Origin of the sequence: Azospirillum sp. 11R-A, assembly GCF_049472615.1 — a bacterium.
Classification (GTDB): Bacteria; Pseudomonadota; Alphaproteobacteria; order Azospirillales; family Azospirillaceae; genus Azospirillum; species Azospirillum palustre.
In genome coordinates, this window is sequence record NZ_JBCEBL010000003.1 from 159,648 (window position 1) to 173,413 (window position 13,766).

The following is a 13,766-nucleotide window of genomic DNA, read 5'->3' on the forward strand; positions in this document are numbered from 1 at the left end:
CTCAGCCCTCCCGGCGGTAAGGCGACAGCTCTTCGTCCAGCGCGTCGATCTCCGACTCAACCGCCGGGCGCTCCTGCTTGAGATAGCGGTCCACCGCGCGGCGGAAGCTTGGGTCTGCGATCCAGTGCGCGCTGTAGGTCGGCACCGGCAGGTAGCCGCGCTGGATCTTGTGCTCGCCCTGCGCACCGGCCTCGACCCGCGCCAGCCCGCGCTCGATGGCGAAATCCAGCGCGCGGTAATAGCACGCCTCGAAATGCAGGAAGCGGTAGCTCCCGTCGGAGCCCCAGTTGCGGCCGTACAGCGCATCGTCGCCCAGCAGGTTGAGCGCACCGGCCACCCAGTCCCCGCCATCCTCGCACATCACCAGAACCACCCGGTCGGCCATGGTCCGGCCAAGCAGGTCGAAGAAGCGGCGGTTGAGATAGCCGCCGCCCCATTTGCGGTCGGCGGTCTCCAGATAGAAGCGGTGGAAGGCATCCCAATGCTCCGGCTTCAGGTCGTCGCCGGTCAGGGTGTGCAGCCGGACGCTGCTTTCGGCGACCTCGCGCCGCTCCTTGCGGATCGCCTTGCGCTTGCGGGAGTTCAGCGCCTCCAGGAACTCGTCGAAACTGCCGTAGCCGCGGTTGTGCCAGTGATACTGCACGCCAAGCCTTTGCAGCCACCCGGCCGTGCCCAGCCGGTCCCAATCGGCCCGTTCCGGGAAGGTGACGTGGGCGGAGGAGACGCCATAGCGCTCCGTCACCTGCTCCAGCGCCGCGACCAGCGCATCGGCGACGGCCTCGGACTGCGGCCCGGGCGTCACCAGCAGCCGCGGACCCGGCACCGGGGTGAAGGGCACCGCCACCTGAAGCTTGGGGTAATAGCTGCCGCCCGCCCGCTCGAAGGCGTTGGCCCAGGCATGGTCGAACACATACTCGCCATAGGAATGGCTTTTCAGATAGGCCGGCACCGCGCCGACCATGCGGCCGGACCCGTCATAGGCGGCGAGATGGCTGGGCTGCCAGCCGGACTTGCCGCACGCCGATCCCGAGTCCTCCAGCGCCAGGAGGAAGGCGTGGGAGAGGAACGGGTTGCCGGGACCGGCGCAGGCGTCCCAGCCCTGCTGGTCCGCCTCGTCGATCCCGGTCAGAACCTTGACGGTGATGGCATCGTTGCCGTCGGGCATGCATGCGTCTCCTTGAACGATGGCAAGGAGGTAGGCTTCATGCCGCAAGACAGCAAGGCACCGCCGCCACCCTGGCCACCGCCCCGGTGCCCATCGGGCCGCTGCCGTCAGGCCACCTCGATGATCGCATCGACCTCGACCGCGACGTTGCCGGGCAGCGACGGGGCGCCGACCGCGGCGCGGGCATGCTGGCCGGCCTCGCCGAAGACGTCGCGCATCAGCTCGGACGCGCCGTTGATGACCAGCGGATGGTCGTGGAAATCGGGGCCGGAGTTGACGAAGCCGCCCAGCCGCAGCACGCGGGTGACGCGGTCGAGGTCGCCGCCCAGCGCGGCCTTGGCCTGGGCCAGGATGTTCAGTGCGCACAGGCGGGCGGCGTCCTTGCCCTGCTCCACCGTGAAGTCCTGGCCGACCTTGCCGACGAACTTGCGCTCGCCGTTCCAGACCGTCACCTGGCCCGAGATGTAAAGGGTGTTGCCCGAACGGGTGTAGGGCACATAGGCGGCCACCGGGGCGGCGGCCTGCGGCAACTCGATGCCCAGCTCCGCCAGGCGTGCGTCGATCCGACCGGTCATGATGCTTCTCCCTTCCCTGCTTTGGCCCATGAAAGGGCCATGCGTTCGATGATTGGGACGTGGTTTGGAGCCCGACCATAGCCCTTGCCGGCGGGGCGGTGGGAAGATTCTTGCCGCCCGGCATCCCGGCAGAACCGTCCGTGAGCGGCAAAAGATTCCGGGAAAGTTTTTCGGACGCCCGGTCCGAACCTTTGGGCACACCCCTGCCTTTTTTGCCGACCTATTTTTATTTCATAGCAAATTCAGTCACTTATGGCACATCGGGGCAGTTGGCACGGCGCTTGAAAGAGTGGTGTCAGGAAAACGCACGTTGCCTCGCCGGTCAAATGACCAGGGGCGGGGACAGCCTCAGAAGGAGACTAGGACCATGGCCGGAAATGTGACGCTGACCGCTTCGATGCGCACCAACCTGCTGCAGCTGCAGAGCACGCAGTCGCAGATCGACAAGAAGCAGAACATCCTGTCGACGGGTAACAAGATCAATTCGGCTCTCGATGGTCCCACCTCCTTCTTCGCTGCCAAGGGCCTGAACCAGCGCGCCGGCGACCTGTCCTCGCTGAAGGACGCGATGGGCCAGTCGATCAGCACCATCCAGGCCGCCGACAAGGGCCTGACCTCGATCGACTCGCTGGTCGACCAGGCCAAGGGCCTGACCACCGCCGCCTACGCGGCGCTCGGCAACGACGCCGCCTCCGTCGCCACCCGCAAGTCGCTCGCCGGCCAGTTCAACACGCTGAAGGACCAGATCGACAAGCTGGCCGCCGACAGCGGCTATCAGGGTAAGAACCTGATCAACGGCAACGGCATGAGCATGGACAGCACCAGCGCGTCCCGCGCCGCCGTCAACAGCATGACCGGCGTCGACAACGCCCGCGTCACCAACGTCATCTCGTCCGACACCTACTCGATCCGCGTCAAGGGCGACGGCTCGATCGAAGGCAAGACCGCCGACATCTCCAAGACCGAGAACGCGCACGGCTTCATCGGCCTGAAGCTGTCGGGCACGATGTCCGGTTCGCTGGGCAGCTTCTCCGACGTCCAGATCGAAGTGCGCGGCGCCAACGGCCGTTCCCGCGACTTCATCGTGTCGGACGGCGACGAGAGCCGCACGATCTCCTACTTCGACAACACCCAGACCATCGAAGCCAAGCTGACGACGGCCGCCAAGACCGGTTCGGCGCAGGTGTCGACGGTGAATGTCGGCGGAACGATCGAAGAAGGCGACATCTTCACCATCACGGTAGAAGGCCAGTCCTTCAGCTACACCGCGACGAAGGGCGACGTCGCCGTCGGCCAGAACGCTTCGGCCCAGGTGGCCACCCAGTTGCGGGCCTCGATCAGCACGGCCCTCACCGGTACCGGCCGCCTGGTCGGCAAGGACGTCGCCTCCGCAACCGTCACCGCAACCGGCACGATCACCCTCACCGGCAACGCCACGGCCGGCGCGGTGCGCGAAATGACGGTGACGACCAGCGCCACCAACGCACTGACCAAGAAGATTTCGGAAAGCTTCGCGTCGGGCACCATCGTGTCCTTCACGGTCGACCGCCGACTGCTGGAAGCGGCCAACAACCAGGGCAACGGCGTCTCGGTCATCGAGAAGAAGGTCGACCTGCAAATCCAGGTCACCAACTCCAACGGCGCCCAGGTCACCCGCGATGCCATGAACGAGAAGGGCGACGGCAAGCTGACGGGCGGCGAGCAGTCCTTCAACTTCGACAGCGGCACCGTCCGCATGGAAATCGACGCGAAGACGATCAAGCTGGCGGCTTCGGCCAACTGCTCGGCCAACATCGTCACCAAGCAGATTTCCGACGCCAACACGTCGAACGACATCACGGTCCAGCTGAACGAGCGCAACACCAACGCGATCACGGTGAACGCGGTCAACCTGTCGACCAGCGGCCAGGGCCTGCAGCTGGACGGCGCGCAGAACAGCTGGATGGACCGCTCCGACATCGACAAGGCGGTCGCCGGCCTGGATCACGCCAAGGCGACGATCCGCTCCGCCTCGCAGAATCTGTCGACCAACCTGAACATCATCACCACCCGCGAGAGCTTCACCAAGGAGTTCAGCGACGTGCTGACGGAAGGCGCCAGCAAGCTGACGCTGGCCGACCAGAACGAGGAAGGCGCCAGCCTGCTGATGCTCCAGACCCGCCAGCAGCTGGGCACCATCGCCCTCTCGCTCGCCAACCAGTCGCAGCAGTCGATCCTGCGTCTGTTCTGATCCGGGACAGCGATCCGACACATGGAAAGGGGCGCCCCCACCGGGGCGCCCCTTTCCGTTTGCGGGCTTTCCAACGCCGGCAGGCGCCGGTCACCGCGGGCGCAGGCTCTCCGCAATCAGCGCACGGGCATCGGCCGCCAGCGCGGCGCGGCCCTGGCCCCGCGTGTACATCATGTGACCGCCGGGATGCACCGTCACCGCCACCCGGCCGCGTTCGCCCTCGGGCAGTTCCAGCCTCGACGCCACCCAGCGCGAGGCCATGTAGGGCGTGATCAGGTCGGTGCGGCCATGGACGATCAGCACCCGCAGCGCCGGCTGAAGGGTCAATGCCGTTTGCAGCGCGTCCACCGCGCTCGGCACCGACATGCGCGGCCACTCCCAGTTCCGGTTCACCCGGTCGCTGAGCAGCCGGTAGGGCTGCTCCGTCCGCACCGCCAGCGCATCGTGGGCATAGGCGGCGAAGGCCGTGCTATAGGTCGGCACCGTGCCCTTCAGGAAGGGATCGAACGGCACGCGCGGCGCACCCGGATCGGGATCGGGAGCGGTGAAGGTGCCGTCATAGATGCTGAGAATGCGGCCGCGGTCGCGCAGCAGCTCGCGGGTGAAGACACCCATCGGCACGCGCCCGCGCTGGCGCCGCACCGTCTCCACCGGCAGGCCGGTGATGCGGGCCACCTCGGCGAAGACTTCCCCAGCGTCATCGAGCCGTCCGTAGTCGAGACCGGCCAGCCCGGTGAGATAGGGACCGAGGGCGAAGCGCTCCGCCGCCTCCGCCGCCTGTTCGGGCGTGCCGGAGGTGCGGCCGAGCGCGGCGGCGGATGCCGCCATCGACGGCAGCTTCCAGGCCGGGCCGAGGATGCCGTCCTCGTCGATGGCGGCGAAATCGACGACGGGGGAAACCAGGATCAGCCCGTTCACCGCAAGCCCGACCTGATCGATCAGCTCGTCCGCCATCTTCGCGATGCGGAAGCCGCCGTAGCTCTCCCCCGCCAGGAAGGTCGGCGAAGACCAGCGGCCATTCCGGGTCAGCCAGAGCCGGACGATCTCGGCCATCGAGCGCGCATCGCCGTCCACCGACCAGAAGCGCTTTTCCGTCTCGTCGGGCTTCACCGCGCGGCTGTATCCGGTGCCGACCGGATCGATGAAGACCAGATCGGTGAAGGCCAGCCAGCTGTCAGGATTGTCGACCAGCGGGGCTGGCGGCGGCGGCAGAGCCCCGTCGGGACCGAAGGCGACGACCTTCGGACCGGCGGCGCCCAGATGCATGTAGGCCGACGCCGCCCCCGGCCCGCCGTTGAAGACGAAGGTGACCGGGCGCGGACCGGCGGCCGGCGTCTTGGGATCGGCGGTGTAGGTCACCGTGAAGATGCGCGCCGCCAGCTCCTCCTTGGCGCCGTCGCGCAGCGGCAGGAACTCCGCCGTCGCGGTGTAGGCCAATGCACCGCCCGGCAGCGGCAGGCTGTGGCTGGTCACGCTGCGCTGCGAATCGAACCCCCGCAGGTCATCCGCTTTCGGAGCGTCGGCCTTCGCGGATTCCGACTTGCCCCCTTCCGGCTTGGCAGCCGCCGATCCGGCATGCTCCGGCCGGTCCTGCTGGGCACCGCCATCCGCATCGGCGGCGGACGCTGGCGCCAGCGGCGGAAACAGCAGGGCCGGGAGCAAGGCCATCGCCAGCAGACGTGACAGGCTGCGGTTGCGGCGGGACGTGGGCAGGGGCTGCATCGGCAAATCCAAGGCGGTTTTCCGGATCGGTTTCCGGGCCTCGCATATTGCGGCGGCGGCTTCGATCCGCAACCCGCACATTTTTGCGCAGGCTTGCCCCGGCCGCCTTGCCGGGCCGACGGAAAAGCACATGTTGAGTAACCCAAAAAGGTAACGTCTTTTAGGATAAAGTCCGTTTATTGCCCATGCGGGCCAACTCTGACGGGATGCGCCGACATGTTCCCTCCACGGCACGCCACGATCCGCACACGTTTGTTTCTCGGCTTCGGCGTGGTTCTTGTCCTTCTGATCAGCCTGACCGTCATCGGGGTCCGCGAGGTGCGGAAAATCGACTCCGACCTCACCCGGATCAACGAGGTCAACAGCGTCAAGCAGCGCTATGCCATCAACTTCCGCGGCAGCGTCCATGACCGGGCCATCGCCCTTCGCGACGTGGTGCTGACCACCGATCCGGCGACGCTGTCGCTGGTGCTGGCCGACATCGACCGGCTGGCGGCCTTCTACGAGGACTCCGCCAAGCCGCTCGACGCCATGTTTGCCGGCATGACCGACATCGAGCCGGAAGAGCGGCAGCTTCTGGCGAGCATCAAGGAGATCGAGGCGAAGAGCCTGCCGGCGATCAAGACGGTCATCACCGCCCGCAAGGCGAACGACATGGCCGCGGCGCAGAAGGGGCTGATGCAGGACGCCCGCCCGGCCTTCACCGAATGGCTGAAGCGCATCAACGCCTTCATCGACCTTCAGGAGCATAAGAACCAGACCATCGCCGCGCGTGCGCGCGACGTCGCCAAGGGGTTCCAGACGCTGATGCTGTCGCTGTGCGGCGCCGCCCTGCTGATGGCCGGCGCCTTCGGCCTGTGGACGGTGGCCGCCCTGCGTCCGCTGCGCCGCCTGACCAACGCCATGCTGACGCTGGCGCGCGGCGATCTGACCGTCACCGTCCCGGCATCGGATTCCAAGGACGAGATCGGGCAGATCACCGGTGCGGTCGAGGTGTTCAAGGCCAACGCGGTGGAAGCCGACGCCTTCCGCCGCCGTCAGGCCGAGGCGGAACATGCCGCCGAGGAGCGCAAGCGGGCCGAGATGGCCGCGCTGGCCGACCGATTCGAGAATGAGGTGAAGGGCGTGGTCGACAGCGTCGCCTCCTCCTCCACCGAGGTGCGGGCACTGGCGAAGTCGCTGGCGACCACCGCCGACCATACCGAGACCCAGGCGACCACCGTCGCCGCCGCGTCGGAGCAGGCATCGGTCAACGTCCAGACCGTGGCCGCCGCCGCGGAGGAACTGGCCGCCTCCATCTCCGAGATCGGCCGCCAGATCGGCGAAAGCAGCCGCAAGGCCAAGCAGGCCGCCGATCAGGCCGACGGCACCAACCGCATCGTCGACGGCCTGTCGTCCAAGGCCAACCAGATCGGCGACGTGGTGAACCTCATCAACTCCATCGCCGGGCAGACGAACCTGCTGGCGCTGAACGCCACCATCGAGGCGGCCCGCGCCGGCGAGGCGGGCAAGGGCTTCGCCGTCGTCGCCAGCGAGGTGAAGAGCCTCGCCAACCAGACCGCCAAGGCGACCGGCGACATTTCGCAGCAGATCGCCGAGATCCAGACGGCCACCGCCGACGCGGTGGAGGCGATCCAGAGCATCGCCGCCACCATCGGCGAGGTGAACGTCATCGTCGGCACCATCGCCCAGGCGGTCGACGGACAGAACGCCGCCACCATGGAGATCGCCCGCAACGTCCAGCAGGCGGCAGCCGGCACCAACGAGGTCTCGTCCTCGATCGGCGGCGTGCTCCAGGCGGCGTCGGAAACCGGCAGCGGCGCATCGCGCCTGCTCTCTTCGTCCGGGGAACTGTCGAAGCAGGCGGAACTGCTGCACACCCAGGTGGACCGGTTCCTGGGCAGCGTACGCGGCAAGGTCTGACGAAGTGCGCGAACGGCCGGGCGTTCGCGCAACATCCTGAAAACCCCTATGGGACTCAGCATATAAAATTGCCTATCCTGCACGGATGATGCGTCAATCCCATTTCGCGCACCAATGAAGGGTTGTGCAGATGTCCGTCCTGACCCTGTCCCGGAAATTGTCTCTGCTGCCTTTGTCTTTCGCTCTGGCCTTGCTGGTCGTGGGGGGCGTCGCCATCTCGGCGCTCTCCATGGTCGACAGTGCGAACCGTCAGGTTCTGGTCACGGGAGAAGCCCTGTCGAATCATCAGGCGGGCGACATGATGCACGACGCCCTGCGTGCCGACGTGCTTGCCGCTCTTCTGACCGGCCCGGACGGAGCCGAAGCGGAGCGGGACGAGGTCCGAAAAGATCTCAAGGAACATGCCGACACGTTTCGCGAGGCATTGAGCGCCAATCGGCACCTTGCCCTGAGTCCCGCCATCGGCAGGGGGCTGGATGAACTGCTGCCCGAGATGGAGGAGTATATCCGGGCGGCGGAGGGGCTGATCGAGGCGGCCCTGCGCGACAGGGCGAAGGCGAAGGACGGGCTTGCCGGCTTTCTGGAGCGCTTCCATCGGCTGGAGGAGCGCAACGAAGCCCTGTCCACCTTGATCCGGGCGGAAAACCAGGCGAGCAACGGCAATTCGGCCAGCATCACGACCTACGCCTATGCGCTGATCGGCGTGGTGACCGCACTGGCCATCGGCGGATCGGCCCTGATGGCGCTGGTGATCGGCCGCTCGATCACCCGCCCGCTCGACCGCGCCGCGGACGGAATCGCCGAGATCGGGCGCGGACGACGCGATATTGCATTGAAGTATCCGGTGGACGATGCCATCGGCCGGGTGACCGCGGCCGTGATGCTGATGCAGAGCCAGGCAAGCGATCTCGACCGCCGCCGGGCCGAGGAGGAGACCCGGCGGGACGAGGAGCAGCGCAAACTTGCCGCCCTGAGCGACGCCACGGACCGCTTCACCCACCAGACCGAGATCATCCTGAGCGGGCTGGGCACCACCAGCGAACAGCTTCAATCCACCGCCGGCACGATGTCCGAGGACGCAGGCCGCGCGGCGGACGAGGTCGGCCATGTGCGCGGACATGCGGACACCGCGAGCCGCATCGTGAGCGACGCCGCCGCCGGCGCCGATGGATTGGGAGCCCTCATCGACGAGGTGGGCCGCCACAGCGGGACGGCCGCCCGGATGACCGCCGACGCCGTCCAGCGGACCGATGAAGCCGCGGGCCGCATCCGCGAACTGGCCGAGGCGTCGCGGCGCATCGGCGAGGTCGTCGGCCTGATCAATTCGATTGCCAGCCAGACCAACCTGCTGGCGCTGAACGCCACCATCGAGGCGGCGCGGGCCGGGGAGGCCGGCAAAGGTTTCGCCGTGGTCGCCGGCGAGGTCAAGAGCCTGGCGGGCCAGACCGCACGGGCGACCGATGACATCCAAAGCCAGATCGCCGGCATCCAGACCATCGTGAACGAAGCGGTCCATGCCATGGACGGGGTTTCCCGGACGGTGGATGCGGCCCGGGACAGCGGGGCGGCCATCGCGGATGCGGTGTCGCGCCAATCGGACGCGGCGGAGGGCATCCTGCGGGCGATGAAGGACGGGTCGGGCGCGGTGACCGCGATGTCCGGCATGCTGGGCGGCGTCCATGACGTCATTGTGCGGACCGACCGCACCGCCGGCGAATTGGCCGGGGCCGCGGCCAAGCTGCGCCGGGAGATGCAGCAGCTGCGGGCGGATGTCGACAGCTACACGCGTACCGTGCAGACAGCCTGACGGTGGATACCCGGTTCCTGCCGGGATGAGCGAGGACGGATGGTCGGGAATTGCGAATCGCGCCCTCCCCCGCTACACAATGGGCATCCGCGCGATGCCATCCCGTTTTCCGGAGCCCTTCTTCCATGTCGACCCTGCCCGATCAGGCCACCATCGCCGCCACCGCGGCCAAGATCCTGCTGGAGATCAAGGCGCTGCACTTCAACGCCGAGACGCCCTTCATCTTCACCTCGGGTTGGGCCAGCCCGGTCTACACCGACTGCCGCCGCATCGTCTCCTTCCCGCGCGCCCGCAAGGCGCTGATGGATTTCGCCGTCGCCACCATCGAGCGCGAGATCGGCTATGAGGCCATCGACGCGGTGGCGGGCGGCGAGACCGCCGGCATCCCCTTCGCCGCCTGGATCGCCGACCGGCTGGAACTGCCGATGCAGTATGTGCGCAAGAAGCCGAAGGGCTTCGGCCGCAACGCCCAGATCGAGGGTCTGCTGACCGAGGGGCAGCGCGTCCTGCTGGTCGAGGATCTGGCGACCGACGGCAAGAGCAAGGAGAACTTCGTCACCGCCCTGCGCAACGGCGGCGCCCAGGTGACCGACACCTTCGTGATCTTCCACTACGGCATCTTCCCGCAGTCGAAGGTCAACATGGACGCCATCGGCGTGCGCCTGCACGCGCTGTGCACCTGGTGGGACGTGCTGAAGGTCGCCCGCGACAACCGCTATTTCGACGAGAACACCCTGTCGGAAGTCGAGAAGTTCCTGAACGACCCGGTCGGCTGGTCGTCGGCCCACGGCGGCAAGTCGAGCATGTGACGATATCGGGGGGCGGTGGAGCCGGCCGCCCCCCCCGCGATGTCAGGCCTGGGTGCCGTCCGCCGCCGCCTGTTCCGGCTTTGGCGCATGGGCGAAGCGAACCCGAACGATCTCCCAACGGTCCTGCGCACCCAGGACGCACCCATCGCAAGGCCTGCGGTCCAGCACCTCGAAGGACAGCGAGGACAAACCGTCGCCGGCCGGGATCTTGCCGGAAGACCAAAGCTCCTGAAGCACGCGGCGGTTCACCAGGGAAATGGGGGATGGCGTCGCGTCCGGCGTGAAGCCGTCGTTGGCATGGTCGAGCGGCTGGAAACGCCCCTTGCGCCGGCCGGTGGGAATGCGGCGCGCCCGGATGCGCAGCGAAAAGTCGAAATCCTCGTATCCCCAGCCCCAAAAGAGGTTGGAATAGCCGTCGACCTGCCGCATCGCCGCGTTCGGCATCAACAACGCGCCGCCCATCGTGCTTTCGAGGTTGGTCGTCACCGTGCGGTCCGAACGTCCCGGCGCCACCGGGCGCAGCTCCGCCCCGTACCATAGGATCGGGGTGGGACAGTCGGCCCAGGAATAATCGGCATCGACCGGCAGATAATCGATGTCGTGCAGGCAGACATAGTCGCTCTGCCCTTCGCCCAGCAGGAAGCCGGCATTCTTCAGCGCCCCACGGTTGAAGGGAAGCCCGGCCTCCTGCTCCACGAAGGTGACGCGATAATCGATCGGCTGCGCCAGACGGTCGAAATAAGCGCTCACCCAGGGAACGAACTGCCGGAGATGATCTTCGCGATCCCGGTAGGGGACGACGATGTGCAGCCGCGCTGCTGTGCTCTCGCCGGTGGTCATGCGTTCTCCCCTTCTCCCTGCATGGCGGATGCCGGACCGCCGGCGTCCTCAGCCGTGACGGTGATCGGGCGCGGTGCCCCGCCGGCCCGGTGAATGTCCCACATCGCCCGGTAGGCCGCCTCCAGATGCCGGGTGAAGCGCGGCGTGTCGAACAGCGGGCAGACCGGCCGGTTGAGTGCCAGCCGCTGCCGCAGGTCGCGGAGCCGTCCGGGCGACCGGGCGAGCGCCACCGCCTCCGCCTCGTAGGCCTCCTGCCCGTCGACGATCAGCTCGGGCAATCCGGCCGCCCGCAGCAGGCTGGCCGCCACGCGCCCGGCGAAGGTCGTCCCGCGCCGGGTCAGCACCGGCAGGCCCGCCCACAGCGCGTCGCTGGCCGTCGTGTGGGCGTTGTAGGGAAGCGTGTCGAGGAACAGGTCGGCCAACCGGTGCCGCGCCAGATGCCCGGCATGCGGCAGGGGTTGGGCGAAGACCAGCCGGTGGGGGGCGAGACCGCGGGCCTCGCCCTCGCGGCGCAGGTTGACCGCCACCTGGGGATTGCCGGCATAGAGCCACAGCACGCTGCCCGGCACCGCCGCCAGGATGCGCGCCCAGCCGTCGAACAGGGCGGGCGTCAGCTTGTAGGCGCTGTTGAAGCAGCAGAAGACGAAACCATCCTCGGGCAACCCGCAGTCCCTGCGCGTCGGCGTGGCCTCGGCGATGGCGCGCCGGCGGTCGTTGGGCTGATAGCAATCCGGCAGCCGCACCACCCGCTCGCTAAAGAAGCCGTCCTCGCCCGGCGCGATCACCGTGGGATCGGCGACGATGTAGTCGACATAGCCCGCCCCCAGCGTCCCGGGATAGCCCAGCCAATTGACCTGCACCGGGGCAGGACGGGCCGCCAGGATCGAGGTGCGCGAGAAGGAGGTGAAGCCGGTGAGATCGACCAGGATGTCGATGCCGTCCGCCGCGATTGTCCGCGCCGCATCGGCGTCGGTGTGGCGGCGCAGGTCGACGAAGCGCTCGATCCCGCGTTGGAACCGCTGGCGCAGCGCGCTGCCGTCGTCGAGGCCGGTCGAATAGGCGGTGACGGCGAAGCGGGACCGATCATGGGTTTCCAGCGCATCGACCATCAGGTGGCCCATGGCATGCTCACGGAAATCCGACGACAGATAGCCAATCCGCAACCGCCCATCGCCTGCGGCCGCAATCACCGCCGTCGCCGCCGGCCGGGTGACGGTCCCGGTGCCGCGGGCCTTCGCCACCGCCCAGCGGGCCGCGGCGGATTGCTGGTCGGCGAGGGTCGAGGCACAGGACAGGACGTCGAAGGGCGACACCCCCTCCGCCCCGGCGCGCACCTGCCGGAGAAGCTCCACCTCCAGCCCGTCCAGATCGCGCCAGTCGCACAGAAGCCTCTGCTGATGCACGAGCTGGCCAAGGGCTGCGGCATGGCCGGGAACCAGCCGGAGGACCCGCCGGCAGGCATCCGCCGACTGCGTGCTCCAGCCGGCCATCGCGGCGGCCATCGCCAGATCGGCCTGGGCATCCGGCTCGCCGGGGGCCAGCGCCACCGCCTTGCGCAGAACGGCCACCGCGGCATCGGGGCGGACGGCCTCGGCCAGCACACTGCCCAGCCGCCGCCAGGCCTCGCCGTTCGCCGGCTGGCGGGCCAGCAGGGCCCGCAGGACCGCCAGCGCGCCGTCCGCCTCGCGCAGCCCCGACAGAGCCTGGGCCAGATTGATCTCAGCCACCGGAAAGTCCGGTTGCAGTTCCAGCGCCGCACGGTATTCGGCCACCGCTTCGCGCCAGCGTCCGAGTTCCTGCAAGGCGCTGGCGAGATTGTTGCGCGCCGCCGGGCTCGACGGCTCCAGCCGGGCCGCAGCCGACGTGGCACGCCATGCCTCCTCCAGGCTCCGCGCGGCACCGGCGGCATTGCCCAGGGCCAGCCAGTTGCGGGCGCTCCCCGGATCGAGCGCGACCGCAAGACGGCCGGCGGCGAGCGCCTCCGCCGGGCGGCCGTCGGCGTCGAGCAGGCCGCTCAGGTTGTGCCAGCAGTCGGCATCCTGCGGCGCAAGGCCGAGCGCCTTGCGGAAGGCCGCTTCCGCCTCAGCCCCCTGTCCGATGGCATGGAGCGCCACGCCCAGCTTCGACCAGGACGCCGCGTCGGTGGGATCGATCCGCGCCGCCTCGCGATGGGCGGCGGCGGCCTCCGCGAACCGGCCGAGGTCCTGAAGGGCGACGCCGAGGTTGTTGTGGACCTCTCCCAGATGGGAAAAGGCCGCCAGCACCTTGCGGTAATGGGGCTCGGCATCCTGCGGGCGCCCCTGCCGGTGCAGGGCCATCGCCAGACCGTAATGGGCGTCGGCCGATGCGGGGGCGACCCGCAGAGCGGCGGCATAGACCGTCGCCGCCGCATCCCAGCGGGCCATGCCGGCCATCGCCGCGCCGAAATCGAGATAGACCTCCAGGTCCTTGGCGATGGCCAGCGACTTCTGGAACAGCACCACCGCGTCGCGCGGGTTGCCCAGCCGCAACTCCACCACCCCCAGCCGGTGCAGGGCCGCCGGGTTCCGCGGCTCGGCCCGCAGGACGTCGAGGTAGCGGGCCCTGGCCTCCTCCAGCCTGCCGGCGTTTTCCGCCGCCACGCCACGGGCAAAACTGGTCATGCGCTGCTGCCGATCGCCGCTGGCGGTTGAGGGAAACGGACCGGGCTTCTGTC

The 13,766-nt window shown here is 68.4% G+C and carries 9 protein-coding genes; 4 read left to right on the top strand and 5 right to left on the bottom strand.

From position 1 onward, the window contains the following. Position 1 precedes the first annotated feature (1 nt). The gene (locus VH569_RS06460) at positions 2-1,165 is read right to left on the bottom strand and encodes a GNAT family N-acetyltransferase (protein WP_423314633.1); all 1,164 of its coding nucleotides are present in this window, start codon (positions 1,163-1,165) and stop codon (positions 2-4) included. Positions 1,166-1,272: 107 nt separating this feature from the next. Further along, positions 1,273-1,740, bottom strand: a complete 468-nt coding sequence (locus VH569_RS06465; RefSeq protein WP_098740384.1) for a RidA family protein — start codon at positions 1,738-1,740, stop codon at positions 1,273-1,275. A 367-nt stretch (positions 1,741-2,107) separates the two neighbouring features. Between VH569_RS06465 and VH569_RS06470 the strand changes: the two genes are divergently transcribed. Then, positions 2,108-3,970 (top strand): flagellin, encoded by a 1,863-nt coding sequence (locus VH569_RS06470; RefSeq protein ID WP_423314634.1) that lies wholly within the window; start codon positions 2,108-2,110, stop codon positions 3,968-3,970. 90 nt (positions 3,971-4,060) lie between these two features. Here the strand turns inward: VH569_RS06470 and VH569_RS06475 are convergent, their stop codons facing one another. After that, a complete protein-coding gene (locus VH569_RS06475; protein WP_423314635.1) occupies positions 4,061-5,692 on the bottom strand; it encodes a S10 family peptidase in 1,632 nt (543 codons plus the stop codon). A gap of 216 nt (positions 5,693-5,908) precedes the next feature. On the opposite strand from VH569_RS06475, the gene VH569_RS06480 reads away from it, so the two are divergent. The 3 genes from VH569_RS06480 (at position 5,909) to VH569_RS06490 (ending at position 10,231) form a co-directional block, all read left to right on the top strand. Next, positions 5,909-7,615: a methyl-accepting chemotaxis protein gene (locus VH569_RS06480; RefSeq protein WP_423314636.1), complete on the top strand. Its 1,707-nt coding sequence runs from the start codon at positions 5,909-5,911 to the stop codon at positions 7,613-7,615. 130 nt (positions 7,616-7,745) lie between these two features. Next, entirely contained in the window at positions 7,746-9,422 is a 1,677-nt protein-coding gene (locus VH569_RS06485; RefSeq protein WP_423314637.1) for a methyl-accepting chemotaxis protein, read from the top strand. 125 nt (positions 9,423-9,547) lie between these two features. Beyond that, complete coding sequence (locus tag VH569_RS06490; protein ID WP_014247028.1) at positions 9,548-10,231, top strand: orotate phosphoribosyltransferase; 684 nt, start codon at positions 9,548-9,550, stop codon at positions 10,229-10,231. Positions 10,232-10,273: 42 nt separating this feature from the next. Here the strand turns inward: VH569_RS06490 and VH569_RS06495 are convergent, their stop codons facing one another. Both VH569_RS06495 and VH569_RS06500 read right to left on the bottom strand, forming a co-directional pair. Then, on the bottom strand, positions 10,274-11,071 hold the full coding sequence (locus VH569_RS06495) for a galactosyltransferase-related protein (RefSeq protein WP_423314638.1): 798 nt from the start codon (positions 11,069-11,071) through the stop codon (positions 10,274-10,276). After that, a complete protein-coding gene (locus VH569_RS06500) occupies positions 11,068-13,713 on the bottom strand; it encodes a tetratricopeptide repeat protein (RefSeq protein WP_423314639.1) in 2,646 nt (881 codons plus the stop codon). Before VH569_RS06500 ends, VH569_RS06495 begins: the two co-directional genes overlap by 4 nt. Positions 13,714-13,766: the final 53 nt, after the last annotated feature.